Raw genomic sequence first — 16,737 nt, 5'->3', positions numbered from 1 at the left:
CCATTCGCTGTTCAATCATCTTTTCGAGGGCATGAGCCATGAAAGTCGATCTCATCGTTTCCCAGGGCCGTGTGGCCGACAAGACCGCACGGACGATCGTGGGGGCCGCACGCACCGCGCAGGCATTCGAGCGCCGTTACGGTATCGCGAGTCAGTCCGTCGGGCAGCCGTCGCCGCCCGCGGTCGATGACTGGCGCGTCAGCCTGCCGCAGGCGAAGGAAACGCTCACCGGACTGTCGCATGCGATCGATGCGAGTATCCGGCGCGGCAATCGTCCGGTGCTGGTTTCGAACACCTGCTCCGCCAGCCTCGCGTCGCTGCCGGTCGCGGCACGCCATCATCCGGACGCGGTTGTTCTGTGGATCGATGCGCACGGTGACTTCAATACGCCGGAGACGACCGGAACGGGCTATCTCGGCGGTATGGTGCTCGCGGCCGCGTGCGGGCTCTGGGAAAGCGGTCACGGCGCCGGCCTGCGCCCCGAGCAGGTCGTGCTGGTCGGCGCACGCGATATCGATGACGCCGAGCGCGAATTGCTGCGGCGCGCTGGCGTCCGGATCATCCCGCCGGCCGAGGCGACGCCGCAGGCGGTCCTGGCAGCCGTCGACGGCGCGCCGATCTGGATTCACGTCGACTGGGACGTGCTGGAGCCGGGTTACGTCCCGGCCGACTATGACGTCCCCGACGGCCTGCTGCCGGCGCAGCTGCGCGAGATCTTCGCCGCGATTCCGGCCGAGCAGCTCGCCGGGTTCGAGGTGGCCGAGTTCAACGCGCCGCTCGATTCGGGCCGCAGCGACGCGGCGCTGTCGATCATCGTCGACACGTTTGCGCCGCTGTTCGAAGCGGCTCGCGAGCAATCGCTGACAGCATGACGGCCGTGCCGAACCCGGCGCCATCGTCAGGACATTTATTTTTCTCATGGTTGGAATCTTTCAGATGAAGCAACAGCAACGAATCGAAACGCGTCGGATGACGATGCTTGGCGTGGCGGCGATCCTGACGGCGGTCGCCGCGTCGGACGCGCTGGCGGATCAGGTCGTGAAGATCGGCAGCGTCGAACCGCTGACGGGCGGTATTGCGCACCTGGGCAAGGACAATGAAAACGGCGCGCGTCTCGCGGTGGAGGAAATCAATGCCAAGGGCCTCACGATCGGCGGTCAGAAGATCACGCTGCAACTCGACGCGCAGGACGACGCGGCCGACCCGCGCCAGGCCACGCAGATCGCGCAGAAGCTCGTCGACGACAAGGTCGTTGCGGTCGTCGGGCACCTGAACTCGGGCACGTCGATTCCGGCGTCGAGAATCTACAGCGACGCGGGCATCGTGCAGATCACGCCGTCGGCGACCAACCCGGCCTACACGCTGCAGGGCTTCAAGACGACTTACCGGGTCGTCGCGACCGACGCGCAGCAGGGGCCCGCGCTCGCCAACTATGCGCAGTCGAGCGGCTTCAAGCGCGTCGCCGTGGTCGACGATTCGACCGCGTACGGCCAGAGTCTCGCGAACGAATTCGAGAAGAAGGCGGGTGCGCTGGGCATGAAGGTCGTGTCGCACGATGCGACGAACGACAAGGCGGTCGATTTTCGCGCGATCCTGACCAAGATCAAGGGCGAGAATCCCGACGTCATCATGTATGGCGGGATGGATGCGACGGGCGGCCCGTTCGCCAAGCAGGCGCGGCAGCTCGGCCTGCGCGCGAAGATCGTGGCGGGTGATGGCGTGTGTACCGAGCAGCTGTCCGAACTCGCGGGCGACGCGGCGGCCAACGTCGTGTGTTCGCAGGCGGGTGCGTCGCTCGAGAAGATGCCGGGCGGCGCGGCGTTCCTGACGAGGTATCAGAAGCGCTTCGGCCAGGTGATCAAGTTCGACGCACCGTTTGCCTACGACGCCGTCTACATCATCGTCGATGCGATGAAACGCGCGAATTCGACGGCGCCCGCGAAGATCCTCGCCGCGATGCCGACGACGAATTACGCGGGCGTGATCGGCACGACGACCTTCGACGCGAAGGGCGACCTGAAGCACGGCGTGATCTCGCTGTACGGCTATCGGAACGGCAAGAAGGTGTTCCTCGACGAAGTCAAGATGTAACGCAAGCCGAAGAATCGGCGCTGCCGCAGGTCGCGCCTGATTCTCACGACAAAAAGGATCGGCCGGCGCCGCGCAGGGCGCCGAGCCGGCCAGTCACGAGTACGAGGATTCAGATACCGTGCGGAGCCTGAGAGTTGTCGCCGTAGCGGCGCCGGAGTCGCCGAGCGGCGAGAAGGGCGCGTCGACATTGAACAGCCGGGATCCGGCGAGCCTGTACAACGCGTGCAGGCTCGCCGCGGCGCGCACGGAGCAGGCAGGGTCGGCCTGGGCCGACAGCAACTGGCGCGGCCCGCGCGCATCGCGGCGAGCCCGCTGCGTGCTGATGGAGTCGGCCGACGAACTGCCCCGGTTCGAGGCGCTGCTGCGCAGGGAGCGGCCGAATCTCGTCCTGATCGGCGCAATGACGATCTGCATGCGCGGGGCGATCGAGTGCGCCCGCATGGCGAAGCGTGTGCTGGGCGACGATGCGCTTGTCGTGCTGGGCGGGCGCCACGCGTGCGAGACGATGTATGTCGGGGATACGCCGTTGCGCCACCGCAGTCAGGTTCGTCATCATTCCGCGTCGCCGTTGCGATTGATGGCGGAAGGCAAGATCCCGCCGGTGTTCGATCTGGTCGTGTCAGGTGACGGAGAATACGTGATCGCCGAACTGGGCGAATGCGTGGCGCAGGCGCGCGACGACCTGCCGGGCCGGGCCGGGGAGTTCGTGCGAATGCTCGAGCAACGCGCGACACCGGGCGACTGGATCGCAGGCTATCTGCACGAGGGTTCGATTCATGTCGGCGTCAGCGCCCGATTGCCGTTCGACTATGGTGAATTGCCTTCGCCGGTGCACGCATTCGGTCTGTCGAGCGGGTTCGATGTATTCGACGGCCGGTTGACCGCGCACGTCAGCAGCGACACGGGGCGCGGTTGCATTTACGGCTGCGCGTTCTGCAGCGAATCGAGCGTCGTGACGGGGCAGCCGCGCGACCTGCGCAACAGCGCGGATCGCCTCTATCGGCAACTGGCCGACACCGTCGCGGTGGTTCAGGAAGATCATGCGCTGTTCCGGGCCAGCGCCTTCGTGGAGGATTCCGTCCTGCTCGGCGGCAGTACGAAGCTGCTCGAGCGTTTGGCGACCCGTATCGAGCAGGCGCCGCTCGATCTTCATTTCGGCGCGCAACTGACGATCGATCTCATCCTCGCGCGCAAGGAGGTGCTGCTGCGTCTTCGGCGTCTGGGGCTGCGCTACCTGTTCGTCGGCATCGAAACCCTGATTCCCGCGGAAATCGGCGGAATGAGCAAGGACACGCGCGGGCAGCGGGCGTGGCTGGAGCGCATCGTGGAGGCGTTGTCCTTTCTTCGCGACGCCGACATCCGTTGCGGGGGCGCGATTCTCTTCGGGCTGGGCGAGTCGCGCGAGAATCGGCGCATGTTGCTCGACGCGCTGGTCACGCTGCGCGCCAACTATGGCGCGCCGCATCCCGTCAGTTTCAACTGGGCGGTTCAGCATCCGTTGCAGGGCTACGACGGGGGAGCGAACTACGACTATCTCGACTGGCCGACCCCGGAGGGCGAGCTGCTCGATCTGTTTCGCCATTTCGGCGAAGCGTCAGGGCGCTATCCGATGACGGGTGTGGGGGCGCCGACGGTGGACGAAGTTCGCGAAGTCGTCGACATGATGCAGCACTTCGTGCGCGATCCCGCTCGCGCACGATCGCACGCAACCGTCAGCAGCGCGCCGGTGGTGCTGCAATGAGCGAACGCCTGCTACCCGCAACGCATCTCGTCGATCGCAATTGCGTCCGGTTGTATGACGGCGTGGCGCTGCCGGTGCCGCAATCCATCCAGGCCACGACCGTGCTGTTCGATACGCCCGAGCGAATGCTGCCGATCGACAAGGCGTCGCTCACGCGGCGGTCTGCGGGACGGGCCGACGCGTTTTACTACGGCTCGGTCGGGACCCCGACGACATTCGCGCTGGCCGACAACCTTTGCATGCTGGAGGACGCCGGCCATTGCGCGCTGTTTCCGTCGGGACAGGCCGCGATTCATGCGGTGATGTCGGTGCTTGCCCGCCCCGGCGACGAGGTGCTCGTGACCGACAGCGTCACGTATACGACGCGCTGGTTGTTTGATCAGGTGTGCGCGCGGGCAGGCGTATCGGTTCGCTACTTTCCGGCAACGGATGTGGCGGCCTTCGAGGCGCGGCTGTCGCCGGAGACGAAGGCCGTCTTCTTCGAATCGCCGGGATCGATGCTGTTCGAAATCCAGGATGTTGCCGCGATGGCGCGCCTGTGTCGCGCGCGCGGCATCGTGACGGTGCTCGACAACACGTGGTCGGCATCGACGCTTTTCAACGGGTTTCGCACCGGTCTGGTGGATTGCGTCGTGCTTTCGCTGTCGAAGTATCACGGTGCGCCGATGGGGGTGTCGGGTGGTGCCGTGCTGACGAACGATGCCGCGCTGCACGCCGACTGCACGAATTTCGGTGCGCTTGTCGGCGCGACGATTGCGCCCGATGCGGCGGCGCGAATCGCGGCGGGGCTACCGAATCTCCGCCTGCGTCTCGCGCATCAGTCGGCGAGTGCCGAGCGCTTGCTGCACCGGATCGCCGGCATGGTCGGCGCAGCGTGCGTGTTCCATCCGGCGCATCGCGAGTCCGGCCAGCGGGCTCTTTGGGAGCGGGATTTTCGCGGGGCGAACAGCCTGCTGACCGTGCGTTGCCCCGTGGATGACGCTGGCCACGTGCGCGACCTGTTGTCGCGTTTCCGGGTGTTTCGCCACGGCTACGGCTGGGGAGGAGACACGAGCCTGGTGAATGCGGTGGCCCCGAACCGGGAGCGCGTCTTTCCCGTCGCGCCGCGCGATGCGCTGTATTTGCGCCTTTACGTCGGCATGGAGGATGTGGCGGATCTGGAGCGCGACATCGTGGACGCGCTGGGCGACGCGTACCGCCGGGCGTGAGCGGGCCCGCGAGGCGGCGCGCGTCGCGCTACGCCTGTTGCGACTCTCCGGCCTGGCGTTTCCGGACGAAATCCGCAAGCGCGGTGCCGCCTTCGAGCAGGTGCTCGCGCAGCAGGTCGCATGCGGCGTCCACGTCGCCCTTGCGGCACAGTCGAAGCAGCGTGCGGTGCTCCTTGTTCGATTTGCCTGCGTATCCCAGCTGGCTCATCAGAAGGCGCAGGTAGCGATCGACGCTCCGGCTCAGCGAGGCGAGGAAGGCGATGGTCCGCTTGCGCTCGACGCCCGAATACAGCGTGAGATGAAACTCGAGATTGAGCGCGCCCGTCTGCACGGGGTCGGGATGCGTTTCGATGTCCCGCTGCAGTTTTTCGGCGTGGGCCAGCGCGTCCGCGGACAGGTGCGGAAGCGACGCGCGCAGCGCATACGATTCGAGCTGCGCACGAAGCTCGTAGATTTCCATGATGTCGTCCGGAGACAGCGACGCGACGATGGCGCCCTTGCGCGGCTGGAAATCGACCAGGCCCTCCACCTCGAGCAATCGCAATGCTTCGCGGATCGGCATGCGGCTCAGCTGCATCTGTTCGGCCAATTCGTCCTGGCGCAGCGGCGTGCCGTCGGACAGCGTGCCATCGAGAATGTGCTGCCGGATGGTTTGCGCGGCGAATTCGGTTGCGGTGACATAGCCACGCGGATTGACGACGAGGCGCTGGTCATCCTCTTTGGAACGGGCTTGCATGATGCCTGGATCCAACATCCTGAAAATTGACGATCTGGACGATACACGCTGTGCCGGGCTGGCGCAAGCGCGGCCCGGGCGGTCCTAGCTCGTCCGTTGCGCCGGGCGGATGTGGATCACCATGCGCTTGCCGAGCAGCACGGTCACTGCGACGGCGAGTGCGCACGGCCACGCGATCGGCGGAATCCGTTCGCCGAACAGCAGGGCGGACAGGCCGATGGTCACGAAGGCCTGCAGCAGCTGCACCTGTCCGACGCGCGCCACGCCGCCGATCCCGAGCCCCGCATACCATGCGAAGAAGCCGAGAAACTGGGAGCCGACGGCGACGTACGCAAACGCAAGCCATGCTCCCGTGCTGAGCGGATGCCAGTCATGCATCACCAGCCACCCGGTCGGGAGTGCCAACACCGGGGCAGCGATGACGAGCGACCAGCAGATCACCTGCCAGCCGCCCAATTCGCGCGCGAGTTTGCCGCCGGCGGCATAGCCGAGGCCGCCCACGACGACGGCGCCGACCATTAGCAGATCGCCGGCCGCCAGCGCGCCGCCGCCGTCGACCATCGCGTAGAACAGGACGATCGCGCTGCCGGTGGCCGCGCAGGCCCAGAAGCCGGCAGACGGCCGTTCGCCGCCGAACAGGTAGGCGTAGGCCGCGACGGCGAACGGCATCAGGCCGTTGATCATTGCCCCGTGCGCCGGCGGGACGAAATGCATGGCGAGTGCCGAGAGAACCGGGAAACCGGCCACCACGCCCAGCGCGGCCACGACGAGCGTGCCGAACTGGCGGCGGGTCGGGAGCGGGGCGCGCCGGAACCGGAGCACCACCGCGGCCAGTACGGCTGCCACCTCCGCCCGCCCGAGGCCGTTGAGGAACGGGTTCATTTCCGCAACCACGATATGGGTCATGGGCAGCGTCAGGCTGAAAATGAGCATGCCGAGGGTGCCGAGCGCGAGCCCGCGCGATTCGTTCGTCTTCATGGTGTGCTCCGTCGCGACGGTGATCAGATGGCGGGTACCCGGTCGAACCAGGGTTTCGCGCGCTCCAGTTGTGCGGCAAGCCTGAACAGCATGCCCTCCGAGCCGTGCGGCGCGACGAACTGCACACCCCACGGCAGATGGTCGTCGGTCCAGTGCAGCGGAACCGACATCGACGGAACGCCCGTCAGATTCGCGAGTTGCGTGTATGGCACGCGCGCGAGATTCTTCAGCACGACCCGCCGCACGATTGCCGAATGCAGCACGGCCCGCGTCAAGCCCAGCGCGTCGATTGCGTTGAGAATCCGTTGCTGCGATCGTGGCGTCGCGAGTTCGCCGACGCGCGGTGTGCGCATCGCGACAGTCGGCGTGACCAGCACGTCGTAACGCCGATGGAATTCGCCGAGCGCACGCGCATAGTCGTTCAGCCGCATGTAGCTCTCGACATAGTCGGTCGCGGGCATCGCACGACCGAAGGCCGCCATGATGAGCGTGTCGGGTTCGAAGCCCGAATCGTTCACGGCGAATTCGCGCTGGATCTGGCGCACCATCGATGCACAATAGGCGAACCAGATGTTCGTGAAGTCGCGGCCCATCTGCGCGCCGTCGATTTGTGGCTCGGCCCATTCGACGTGGTGGCCGAGCGCCTGGAGCAGGTTGCCGGCCTGCTCGACGGCGCGCACGGCCTCTTCGTCGACCGACGCGGCGACGGGCGACCGGTGGCTCAATCCGATCCGCAACGGTTCGCAGTCGCGGTCGACCTCGTCGCGATAGGGGCGCTCCGGCGCCGCGATCCGGAACAGCGCGTTCGGCTCGTGGCCGTTCGTCGCATCGAGGCACGCAGCGCTGTCCCGCACGGAACGCGACACGACGTGTTGCGCGGCGGCGCCGTGCATGATCTCGGACACGGCGGGCCCCATCGGCGTGCGTCCGCGGCCGGGCTTGAGGCCGAACAAGCCGCAATAGGACGCGGGGATGCGAATCGAGCCGCCCGCATCGCTCGCGCCGGCGACCGGCACGATGCCCGCCGAGACCGCCGCGCAGGCGCCGCCGGATGATCCGCCCGCGGAGAGCGACAGATCCCACGGGTTGCGGGTCGGCCCCCATGCATCGGGTTCCGTCGTTCCCTTCGAGCCAAATTCGGACGTATTGGTTTTGCCTAGCACGACGAGACCCGCGTCGAGCCACCGCGCGGTAATGGACGAATGCGCCGGGGCCTTGCGCGCGGCCGCTTTCAACGCCTTGCAACCGTTGGTCGTCACCACGCCCTCATAGTCCTGCCGCAGGTCCTTGAGCAGAAACGGCACGCCCGCAAGCGGGCCATGCCGCGGGCCGCGTGCGCGTTCACGCGCCAGCGTGTGCATGGGCGTGACAATCGCATTCAGCTTTTCGTTGACCTCGTCGGCCCGGCCGATGGCGGCGTCGAGCAACTCCGAGGCCTGCAGCTCCCCCGATGCGACGAGCCGGGCGAGCCCGACCGCGTCGTGGCGACGATATTCGTCGAAGCGGATCATAAGAATCGGTCAGTGACAGTAGGTGGCAATGGCGGGGCGGTGCGTGTCGCGCGGCCCCGCGTCCGAGGTGACGCGAGGCACGCGTGCCGTGACGGCGCTCAGCAGCTCGTATCCGCTTGTCCCCGCATGTTCGGCGACGCTATCCACGGACACGTGTTTGCCCCAGAGTTCGACCCGGGTGCCGACCCGTGCGTCCGGCAGGTTCGTGATGTCGATGGCCAGCTTGTCCATCGAGATCCGGCCAACCGTCGTCGTGATCCGGCCGTCGACGCCCACGGGTGCGCCGGTGCCGGCGTGGCGTGGGTAGCCGTCGCCGTAGCCGCACGCGACGATCCCGAGCCGCATCGCCGATGCGCACTGGTAGGTCGCGCCGTAGCCGACGGTTTCGCCGCGCGACAGCGTCTGCACGCCGATGATCTGCGATTCCAGCGTCATGGCGGGCGCAAGGTCGAGCGCGGCGGCGCGGTAGCCTTCCAGCGGCGTCGAGCCATAGAGCATGATGCCCGGGCGCACGATGTCGTCGCCGGCGCGCGGATGAGCCATCAGCGCAGCCGAATTGGCCATCGACCACGCATCGGGCGTGACGGCTATCCGGGCCAGTTGGTCCATCTGGTATTCGACACCGCGTTTGCCGTCCGCGCAGGCGAAGTGCGTCATGAACACGATCCGCGCGACGCAGCGTAGCGATCGAACCCGCTTGAGCACGGCCGGTATGACGGCCACGTCGAAGCCGAGGCGGTTCATCCCGCTGTTGATCTTCAGGAACACGTCGAGCCGGCCGGGGGCGTCGAATGCCGAGAGCATCTCGATCTGTTCCTGGCAGTGCAGCACCGGCGACAAGTTGTAGTCGAAGAAGGTCCGGATTTCGCGCGGCTCGTAGTATCCGTCGAGCAACAGGATCGGCTTGCGGCAGCCCGAGTGGCGCAGCGCCAGCGCGGCGTCGAGCTCGATCACGCCGAACTCGTCGGCTTGCGCGAATGCGGACGCGCATGCGAGCAGGCCGTGGCCGTATGCGTTGGCCTTGAGCATGGCCATCACGCGCGCCTGGCCGGCCAGGCGTCGCGCGACGTCGAGGTTATGCCTGAGCGCGTCGAGATGGATGGTGGCGATGGTCGGGCGCATCGTCAATCGCCCCCGGTCGGCCGAGCGACGGCCGCGTGATCGACGACGCGAGCGACGCGCTTGAGGGCGCGGGCGCGTAGCGGCTCGGGGATGTCGTCGAACGCGACGATCTCGATCTCGTCATCCCGGTGCACCTGATAGAAGTGGTGTAACTGGAAGCGGACGATGCTTGCGGCCTGGTTCGCGCCGGTTCGCGCCACGTGCACTTCCAGCAGGGAAATGATCTTGGCCGGCCAGGCGATGCCGAGTCCGCAGAAGTTGCCGAGCGAATAGAAGCAGTAGCCGTTTCCCGTCTTCTCGTACGGCTGCAGGACGTGGGGGTGCGATCCCACGATCAGGTCGGCGCCCTGAGCGAGCAGTTGCTGCGCCAGACGTCGCGTCGAGCGCTGCGGGAAGTGCTGGAACTCGTATTCCCAGTGCGGCAGGCCGATCAGGAAATCGATTCCGGCCCGGGCCTTGTCCGCCTGTGCAAAGCGTTCGGCAATGCCGTGCTGGGTCGTCAGCGCGCCGTTGGCCGCACCGAGGTCGCGGTTGAGCCAGTGGGTCCATGCGGCAAATCCCAGGTTCATGCCCTTGGCCGATAGTGTGCGATAGGGGTCGTCGTCGCCGGTCAGGCCGACATGCCGGACCCCGGCATCCTCCAGCGTGCGGATCGACTGCTCGAATCCGTCGGCACCGACATCGCCGGCGTGATTGTTGGCGGTCGTCAGCACCCATTTGTCGAACGGCAGGTCGGTTTGCTGCCGGATGGCCTCGAGGAATGACAGCGGCATGTGAAACTTGAACGTGTAGCGAATGTCGGGCCTGGGATCGTGCGCCCCGATCGGCGCTTCGAGGCTCGCGACGAACAGGTCGCTTGCGCCGATCAGGTTGCGCAGCGCCGGACAGAGCGACGGCGGCCGATCGCCGTTGAGCACCATGATGTCGCCGCCGAACAGGAGTTTCACGGTCTCGTCGGGCGGGATGCGCGCCGCATCCGGATGCTCGAACCGCGCGGGTAGCGGCTTGAGGCCCGAACGGTTGCGTGCGGACGGGCTGTAGAAATAGAGCGGCCAGCGCAACGTGTAATGGAGCGGATAGGGCGAATTCCTGATCGAGTCCCACAGGCCCTTGAACTTGCCGTCCATGAACGGCCGGTGCTGGGTGGTATCCATGGTCAGGACCTCGGCAGCAGGCGTGACAGCAAATTGACGACGGGCGCGAACTTGAACGTGCGCTTGACGAAATGACGGGCGTCGGTCAGGAAATCGCCGATCACGAGCGCGTATTCGTGATCCCCGCGCTCAGGAATCCGGAACGTCTGGGGCCCCGTCGAGCAATGGAAGCGGTTCAGCTTGCGCACGACGGCCAGCTTGGCGTAGCCGGTGTAACGCCGGAACGACGTATTGAACAGGATCGTCAGGCCCGAGTAGGTAATGAGCGCGGGCATCAGGCGATTGACGCCCGCATCAGGCGCCACGAGCAACCGGGAAAATTCGAGTGTTTGATCGCATGCTTCCAGCGGCACGGAGCATGCGAGCGTGGCTGTCGACACGTAGCGCGTGACTTCGAACGGCCATTGCGTGTACCGGACGGTCGCGATTGCACGACCGCGCAGCCATACGCCGAATACGATCGAACGGTGGTCGTACTCGTCCGCCCCCGTCTCGTCCAGGACGGTCAGCATATAGGGAATCGTGGCGGCATAGACGTCGCGGCGCAAGGCGCGGATGGCATCCCAATCGTTACGCTGGCGCACCGCCCTGAACTGGACTGCGCTGCGATCGTCGCTCCCCTGGACGATGCATCTGGCGACCCACTGGAGCGCATGCTCGAGCAGCTTCGCCCGGACGGCCGCGGCACGGCCGGACACCATCGGCAGTGTCGCGGGCAGGCCGGGCTGGCGCAGGATCTCGGCATGCCGACGCAGGAGCGACGCCGCCTCCAGCGGGGGCGTCGTGTAGTCGGATATGACGCTCATGCGGCGGCGCCCTGTGCATGCCGGATCGCGGCCCGTGATACCGATGCGGCGGCCTGGCCGTCGTTGCGCCCGGCGGTGGTCTGATAGACCTCTTCGAGGTAGGCGCAGAACAGGCCGTAGATGTTCTCGATATGTTGCTTCAGACGGGCGACATCGTCTTCCGTCCGGACGGTATGCATGAGCGTGTCCCACACGAAGCCGTCGTGATCCTCGTTGAGATCGACGGCGACGTGCGCCCTCGCGCCCGTGACGGCTTCCTTGCCGAGGGCCCGCTCCAGGTTGTCGAGCCACACCGGTTGTGTCTTGGCCGTCACATATTCGAGGAAGTAGGCCGACGCGATGGCCGCCATCGGGCCTTCATACTCCAGATGAAAATAGAAGTAGCCGTTGAGAAGCTGGGTCGCGAGCAGCGGCTGATGGGCCATCACTTCCTCGAACGACAGCCCCCACAGGCGTTCGATGTCCTTCGCGAACATGTGCCCGTGCAGCATTTCATCATCGGTGTACTTCGCCCATTCCTTGGCAGCGCGCGGATTCGTCTTGGTGAAATAGTGAATGACCAGCGAGTCGATCGTGCGCTTCAGCTTGATCCGGATTGGCGTCTCGATGCTGTGGCGCTTGTAGTACTCGAGGTCGATTTTTGCCGCGTCGCGCTGGTGTGTCGCATAAGGAATTTCCGCGTAGATCCGTTCGATATACCCGTCGAGTCGATTGTCGATTTCGGCACGAAGCTCGTTGCGGCGGCTCTGGTTCAGCATGCGATCCTCTCAGGTCGATGATTTTTGGTGATGGAATGGAACGTCAGGGCACAACGGAAAGACAGTGCGCGGCATTGACCGGCCGGGTGTTCGATATTCGACCGATGTGGATGCGCTCGCTGTGTGGCTTTGATGAATATTGGATCCAATATTCTTGATCCGATGTTCGGAGTGTAATGATGCGCGCGTGGAATTGCAATATGTGGGAGGCGCGTGCAAACCATTGCCATGCGGCGGCAATTACCGGCGGTGGCAGGTCATGCTGACGCGCGCCGCTGCAGCGGCGCGGGCAGACGGCATCGGCGCGCGAAACGCATGGCAGACGAGGCTAGCCGGTCCGCCGTGGGCGATCGGTGTCAATGCCGCCCCCAGGTGTTTTCGTCCACCGGCGTCATCGTTCCAGCGAGCGCATTCGGCGCTCCAGATCGGCAAGGTCGTGTGCTCCGGCGAGATAGTCGGCATTTCGGCGTTGTTCGGTGAGCTCGAGCCAGCGGGTAATCCGCCTGAAAAGAAGTGTGAACATAACGAACCCATGGAAGTTGCTTGCAAGTGGCGCAATCGGCCGGACGCGGTGTTGAGGCATCCGCTTCCGGGGCTGGGGCTCCGGGGCTGTCAATCACGAATCTAGACAACAGATATGCTTACGTATATTTATTGTTTATTCGGTAATACATTAGCCATTCTGTTCAATTGGCCAAGATGGAGGCGAGGATGGAGGTCGGACGATTGCGCGCGCTCCTGGCGCTGGCGAGATGCGGCACGATGGCCGCTGCTGCCGACGTACTGTTCCTGACGCCATCGGCGGTGTCGCAGCAGATCGCGCAACTGGAGGACGAGGCCGGGGTCAAGCTGACGGAGCGGATCGGGCGCGGGGTCAGGCTGACGCCGGCCGGTCTTGCGCTGGTGGGGCATGCCGAGCGGGTGATGGTTGTGCTGGACGAGGCCCGTTCGGAACTGGCGGGGCTGCGTCGCGAGATAGCGGGCGAGGTTCGCGTTGCCGCGTTCCCGTCGATCGCTTCGCTGGTGCTTCCCGATACGGTCAAGGCGTTGCGGCTGGCGTTTCCGCGTCTCGAGGTCGCGCTCGAGGAGCTGGAGCCGATCGATGCGATCGCGGCGCTGCGATCGTGGCGCGTGGACGTCGCCCTGATCGACGATCTGTCGATCGCGGCGGGCGACAGCCGGGAAAGCGTCGAGATCGTGTCTTTGGCCGAGGATGTGCTGTACGTGGCGGTCGCGACCGACCATCGATTGAGCAAACGGGCATCGCTGACGATCGCCGATCTCAAGCATGAAACCTGGGCGATGGAATCGACCTGGAGCACGTTCGGCGGCTTTGTGACCGACTTGTGCCGCCGTGCCGGATACGAGCCCCGGATCAATGCCCGATGCCACGGATCCGAGATGGTCGAAGCAATGGTGGCCGCCGGCTGTTCGGTGTCGATCGCCCCCGGGCTCAGGGTGCTGCGCGCGCCGGCCGGCGTGGTGTGGATCAGGCTGAAGCCGGAGGTGCACCGCAGGATTTATGTCGCATATCGCCGCGGCGAGCGCAATCACCCGACGATCAATGCGTTCGCGGCCGAGATCGTCCGGACGGCATCGCGGCTTCTCGGGTAGCCGTGGCCGGGATCGACGCCACCGCGATGCTGCCCGTCAGCCGTTGCGCAGGAACACGACGTAGCCGCGGAACCACGGATTCGACGCGAGGTAGGGCGGCGCGTCCCACTCGCCGCCCTGGATCACGCCGATGCGAAACGGCAACTGCAGCTTCGCGACGCGCGGCAGGTAGGCCGCGTAGTCGGGGATCGTGCTGCGGCCCTGGTAGGTCTGCACGACCACTTCGTCGACGATGCCCCTGAGCTGGTTGACCTGGTCGGTATCGATGCGGCTGCTCCAGTCGAGCAGCCCCGTGATGCTCAGCCGGCAATCGGCGGGCAAGGTCTCGCGCAGCGTGCGCAGGAAGGCGAGGTAATCCTGCAGGTGGCGCGTACCCGCGTCGAAATCGATCTGGATGCCGGCGATCGTGCGGCCGGACGCCCGCCAGCGCTCGAGCTGCGCGAGCATGATCTGCGTGACGCGCGGCGTCCAGCGCAGCGTATGCGCGCGATAGACGAGCCACACGCGCGCATCGGGCGCGGGCGGCAGCGCGACGCCCTGCGCGATCACGCGCACCTGCGACTCGTCGCGCGGCGACGCCTCGATCTGCCCTTGCAGCACGTAGACGGCGCGTGCGCTACGCACGACCGCCTGCGGCTTCACGCCCGCCCACAGCCAGAACGCGTCGTACTGCGCGGCGTCGACGGTGCCGGCCAGCGCGACGCGTGCGGCCAGCAGCAGCGCGATGCACGCGAAGCGCTTCATGCGGCGCTTACCAGTAGTAGCGCAGTTTCTGTGCCCACGGGCTGCCCGGATAGGCGGTCTTCAGCGTATCGAACCAGCGCTTGCGCGTATTCTTCGGCACGTCCTTGCCGCCGCATTCGTTGGAGCCGCCCGGCGCATAGCACTTGATCGCGCGATAGAACGCGTACGCGCGGTCGTTCGGGTTCGCCTGCGCATCGGCCATCACCGTCACGTAGCTCGACATCCGCTCGAACGGCTTGCCCGCGAACTGCGACGGCGCCGCGCCGAGCGTCGGCGGCACGCGCGACGCAGCCGCGTTCGACGCATTGCGGATCCACGGCGGCACCGGATCGCTTTCGAGGCCCGATGCGGGCGGATGCAGCCGCACGAAATCGGCGAGGCAGTTCAGGCCTTTCGGATCGGCCGGATTCTGCTGCAGCGTCGCGGCGATGTCGTGCGCGGACAGGCACGCGTAGCCGTCTTCGTTCTTCGCGCCGGCAGCGATGAACGGCTTCAACGGATCGGCGGGCGCGCCGGGCACCAGTGCGGCGTCGGCGATGAAGTCCGCGTAGTGCGAGCGCGTGAGCTCCTTGTACAGCAGCGTGTACAGCGCGGTGTCGCGCAGCGCGCTGCCGGTCGCCTGGTTCTGTGCCTGCGCGCGCAGCAGGTCCGCATTGGCCGTGCGTTGCAGCAGCACCGCGCGGATCGCCGCGTTCTGCACGAGCGAATCGTCGGCGAACGCGTCGTTGACGAGCCCGGCCTGTTCCAGGTTGATCGCGAGCGCGAGTTCCAGCATTTCGCGCTGGAAGCGGAATTTCGCGAGCGGGATCAGGTCGCGCCACAGCTGGCGGGCCTTGTCGTTCTGGCCGCTGTCTTCCAGTGCGAACGCGCGCAGCGCCTGCTGGCTCAGCCCGAAGTAGTCGAGCGGCGCGGCGGGCGTCTGCGGCAGCAGGTCGAGCGCGGCATCCGGCTTGTGCCCGATCTGGACATACCAGGTCGCAAGCAGGTAGTCGTACAGCGCGGGCGCGTTCGCGAAGCGCGGCTTCTGCGCCTGCAGCTCGTCCAGCGTGATCGGCTTGCGGGTCGAATCGGTGCTGTCCGACACGCGCATGCGCAGCAGGTCGACGGTGGCGAGCACGGTCGGCGACTGGATCTGGCGCGCGTCGAAGTCCGGTCCGAACAGCAGCTTGCTGTCGAGTTCGTTCGCCAGCTGCATCAACGGCACGTTCGACGTCGCCGGCGACCAGCGCGCGAGCGCGTGGCCGTACAGGTCGGCCTGCTGCGTGACGTTGCCGCCGAGCCACGCGACACGCCGCAGCAGCCCCGTCGCAGAGGTCGCATAGCGCCCCTGCGGATACACCTTCAGATAAGTGCTGAACACCGTGTTCGCGGCGTCGAGCGACACCTTCGTCACGCGTGCGCGCGACGGCGTCGGGCTGTCGTTGTCGAACGCGTTGGCCTGCGCGGCGTTCAACTGCGCGCGTCCGGTCATGTAGAGGCCGGTTTCCTTCAGCCACGGGTCCGTGCTGTGCGATGCGTTCGCGAACGCGCGGGTCGCGGTGAGGAAATCGGCACGGTAGAACGCGTTCGTGCCGTCGAGATACGCGGCGAACTGCTGGCCGAGCGACGACTTGACCGGCGGCTTCGTCCACGCGGCGCTCGCGCCGCCCGCGGCACAGGTCTTCTGCGCGATGTCGGCGCGTGCCGCGCGCAGGCGTGCGGCCTCGTCGGCGGGAAGGCCGCCGGCGCCGCCCAGCGCGTCGTTGAACGCGTCCGTGCCCGAGCCCATGCTGCGGCAGATGCTGCCTTCGCCGTCGGCGTACCGGTTCGACGATGCATCGGCGTCCGCCGCGCTGCCGGTCTTGTCGGGTTCCTTCTGGCCGATGAAGATCCATCCGGAGAAATCCATCGGGAACGGCACGACGATCTGGTTGATCCGGTCTTTCGCCGGGATGGTCTTCGGGTCCGGAAACACCTGCGCGACCTTGCCGCTGTCGACCATCATCAGCATCGCGTTGACGCGTGTGTCGTTGGCGGGCGTCAGGATCGGCACGTTGCCGCACGAATAGGACGTCTGCCGGAGCGTGTTCGGCACGTAGCAGCCGTCGTCCCCGCTGGCGTGGGCGGCCGGCGTCCAGAGCAGGCTGGCCGCCAGCGCGGCGAACAGGTTTCGGTGCAGCAAGGGGTTTCTTCGCATTTTTCTTGTGCTGGGTAGGGGGCCGCGATGGCCGGATCTCTCAGGGGGCGCTTTGCCCCGGCGCGTATCGTACCTCACGGGCCGTGACGGCCGCCGGC

15 protein-coding genes are annotated in these 16,737 nt (G+C 66.4%); 5 read left to right on the top strand and 10 right to left on the bottom strand.

The genetic code is table 11. The features are described from left to right. Positions 1 to 38: 38 nt before the first annotated feature. The 4 genes from AC5LXK_RS36050 to AC5LXK_RS36035 all read left to right on the top strand — a co-directional run bounded on the left by AC5LXK_RS36050 (position 39) and on the right by AC5LXK_RS36035 (position 5,040). Positions 39 to 872 carry an arginase family protein gene (locus AC5LXK_RS36050; protein ID WP_493394406.1) on the top strand — a complete coding sequence of 278 codons (834 nt, stop codon included), beginning with the start codon at positions 39 to 41 and terminating at the stop codon, positions 870 to 872. Between the two features lie 97 nt (positions 873 to 969). Continuing rightward, entirely contained in the window at positions 970 to 2,091 is a 1,122-nt protein-coding gene (locus AC5LXK_RS36045) for a branched-chain amino acid ABC transporter substrate-binding protein (protein ID WP_493395104.1), read from the top strand. 118 nt (positions 2,092 to 2,209) lie between these two features. Next, positions 2,210 to 3,832: a B12-binding domain/radical SAM domain-containing protein gene (locus AC5LXK_RS36040; protein ID WP_493394405.1), complete on the top strand. Its 1,623-nt coding sequence runs from the start codon at positions 2,210 to 2,212 to the stop codon at positions 3,830 to 3,832. Further along, positions 3,829 to 5,040 (top strand): trans-sulfuration enzyme family protein, encoded by a 1,212-nt coding sequence (locus AC5LXK_RS36035; RefSeq protein ID WP_493394404.1) that lies wholly within the window; start codon positions 3,829 to 3,831, stop codon positions 5,038 to 5,040. The genes AC5LXK_RS36040 and AC5LXK_RS36035 overlap by 4 nt, the downstream gene beginning before the upstream one ends. A 28-nt stretch (positions 5,041 to 5,068) precedes the next feature. Here the strand turns inward: AC5LXK_RS36035 and AC5LXK_RS36030 are convergent, their stop codons facing one another. The 8 genes from AC5LXK_RS36030 to AC5LXK_RS35995 all read right to left on the bottom strand — a co-directional run bounded on the left by AC5LXK_RS36030 (position 5,069) and on the right by AC5LXK_RS35995 (position 12,628). Further along, positions 5,069 to 5,791: a GntR family transcriptional regulator gene (locus AC5LXK_RS36030; protein WP_493394403.1), complete on the bottom strand. Its 723-nt coding sequence runs from the start codon at positions 5,789 to 5,791 to the stop codon at positions 5,069 to 5,071. Positions 5,792 to 5,860: 69 nt separating this feature from the next. Then, positions 5,861 to 6,754 (bottom strand): DMT family transporter, encoded by an 894-nt coding sequence (locus tag AC5LXK_RS36025; protein WP_493394402.1) that lies wholly within the window; start codon positions 6,752 to 6,754, stop codon positions 5,861 to 5,863. A 23-nt stretch (positions 6,755 to 6,777) separates the two neighbouring features. After that, the gene (locus AC5LXK_RS36020; RefSeq protein ID WP_493394401.1) at positions 6,778 to 8,265 is read right to left on the bottom strand and encodes an amidase; all 1,488 of its coding nucleotides are present in this window, start codon (positions 8,263 to 8,265) and stop codon (positions 6,778 to 6,780) included. A 9-nt stretch (positions 8,266 to 8,274) separates the two neighbouring features. After that, complete coding sequence (gene alr, locus AC5LXK_RS36015; RefSeq protein ID WP_493394400.1) at positions 8,275 to 9,387, bottom strand: alanine racemase; 1,113 nt, start codon at positions 9,385 to 9,387, stop codon at positions 8,275 to 8,277. Between the two features lie 2 nt (positions 9,388 to 9,389). Beyond that, entirely contained in the window at positions 9,390 to 10,541 is a 1,152-nt protein-coding gene (locus tag AC5LXK_RS36010; protein ID WP_493394399.1) for a CapA family protein, read from the bottom strand. Positions 10,542 to 10,543: 2 nt separating this feature from the next. Beyond that, positions 10,544 to 11,347 carry a hypothetical protein gene (locus tag AC5LXK_RS36005; RefSeq protein ID WP_493394398.1) on the bottom strand — a complete coding sequence of 268 codons (804 nt, stop codon included), beginning with the start codon at positions 11,345 to 11,347 and terminating at the stop codon, positions 10,544 to 10,546. Continuing rightward, positions 11,344 to 12,105, bottom strand: a complete 762-nt coding sequence (locus AC5LXK_RS36000) for a hypothetical protein (protein WP_493394397.1) — start codon at positions 12,103 to 12,105, stop codon at positions 11,344 to 11,346. The genes AC5LXK_RS36005 and AC5LXK_RS36000 overlap by 4 nt, the downstream gene beginning before the upstream one ends. 391 nt (positions 12,106 to 12,496) lie before the next feature. Then, positions 12,497 to 12,628, bottom strand: a complete 132-nt coding sequence (locus AC5LXK_RS35995; RefSeq protein ID WP_493394396.1) for a DUF3563 family protein — start codon at positions 12,626 to 12,628, stop codon at positions 12,497 to 12,499. 188 nt (positions 12,629 to 12,816) lie between these two features. Here AC5LXK_RS35995 and AC5LXK_RS35990 point away from each other — a divergent pair, with 188 nt between their 5' ends. Beyond that, positions 12,817 to 13,719 carry a LysR substrate-binding domain-containing protein gene (locus tag AC5LXK_RS35990; protein WP_493394395.1) on the top strand — a complete coding sequence of 301 codons (903 nt, stop codon included), beginning with the start codon at positions 12,817 to 12,819 and terminating at the stop codon, positions 13,717 to 13,719. A 36-nt stretch (positions 13,720 to 13,755) separates the two neighbouring features. Here the strand turns inward: AC5LXK_RS35990 and AC5LXK_RS35985 are convergent, their stop codons facing one another. Both AC5LXK_RS35985 and AC5LXK_RS35980 read right to left on the bottom strand, forming a co-directional pair. Beyond that, positions 13,756 to 14,463, bottom strand: a complete 708-nt coding sequence (locus AC5LXK_RS35985) for a DUF3142 domain-containing protein (RefSeq protein WP_493394394.1) — start codon at positions 14,461 to 14,463, stop codon at positions 13,756 to 13,758. Between the two features lie 7 nt (positions 14,464 to 14,470). Continuing rightward, a complete protein-coding gene (locus tag AC5LXK_RS35980; protein WP_493394393.1) occupies positions 14,471 to 16,639 on the bottom strand; it encodes a PA5441 family protein in 2,169 nt (722 codons plus the stop codon). Positions 16,640 to 16,737: the final 98 nt, after the last annotated feature.

It is taken from the genome of Burkholderia pulmonis (assembly GCF_984667975.1).
This window is presented reverse-complemented; position numbering and strand designations above follow the sequence as displayed.

What these genes read in the sequence shown, in the direction of transcription:
- AC5LXK_RS36050 (WP_493394406.1), top strand. Translation starts at nt 39, where the DNA reads ATGAAAGTCGATCTCATCGTTTCCCAGGGCCGTGTGGCCGACAAGACC.
- AC5LXK_RS36045 (WP_493395104.1), top strand. Translation starts at nt 970, where the DNA reads ATGACGATGCTTGGCGTGGCGGCGATCCTGACGGCGGTCGCCGCGTCG.
- AC5LXK_RS36035 (WP_493394404.1), top strand. Translation starts at nt 3,829, where the DNA reads ATGAGCGAACGCCTGCTACCCGCAACGCATCTCGTCGATCGCAATTGC.
- AC5LXK_RS36025 (WP_493394402.1), bottom strand. Translation starts at nt 6,754, where the DNA reads ATGAAGACGAACGAATCGCGCGGGCTCGCGCTCGGCACCCTCGGCATG.
- AC5LXK_RS36020 (WP_493394401.1), bottom strand. Translation starts at nt 8,265, where the DNA reads ATGATCCGCTTCGACGAATATCGTCGCCACGACGCGGTCGGGCTCGCC.
- alr (WP_493394400.1), bottom strand. Translation starts at nt 9,387, where the DNA reads ATGCGCCCGACCATCGCCACCATCCATCTCGACGCGCTCAGGCATAAC.
- AC5LXK_RS36010 (WP_493394399.1), bottom strand. Translation starts at nt 10,541, where the DNA reads ATGGATACCACCCAGCACCGGCCGTTCATGGACGGCAAGTTCAAGGGC.
- AC5LXK_RS36005 (WP_493394398.1), bottom strand. Translation starts at nt 11,347, where the DNA reads ATGAGCGTCATATCCGACTACACGACGCCCCCGCTGGAGGCGGCGTCG.
- AC5LXK_RS36000 (WP_493394397.1), bottom strand. Translation starts at nt 12,105, where the DNA reads ATGCTGAACCAGAGCCGCCGCAACGAGCTTCGTGCCGAAATCGACAAT.
- AC5LXK_RS35995 (WP_493394396.1), bottom strand. Translation starts at nt 12,628, where the DNA reads ATGTTCACACTTCTTTTCAGGCGGATTACCCGCTGGCTCGAGCTCACC.
- AC5LXK_RS35990 (WP_493394395.1), top strand. Translation starts at nt 12,817, where the DNA reads ATGGAGGTCGGACGATTGCGCGCGCTCCTGGCGCTGGCGAGATGCGGC.
- AC5LXK_RS35985 (WP_493394394.1), bottom strand. Translation starts at nt 14,463, where the DNA reads ATGAAGCGCTTCGCGTGCATCGCGCTGCTGCTGGCCGCACGCGTCGCG.
- AC5LXK_RS35980 (WP_493394393.1), bottom strand. Translation starts at nt 16,639, where the DNA reads ATGCGAAGAAACCCCTTGCTGCACCGAAACCTGTTCGCCGCGCTGGCG.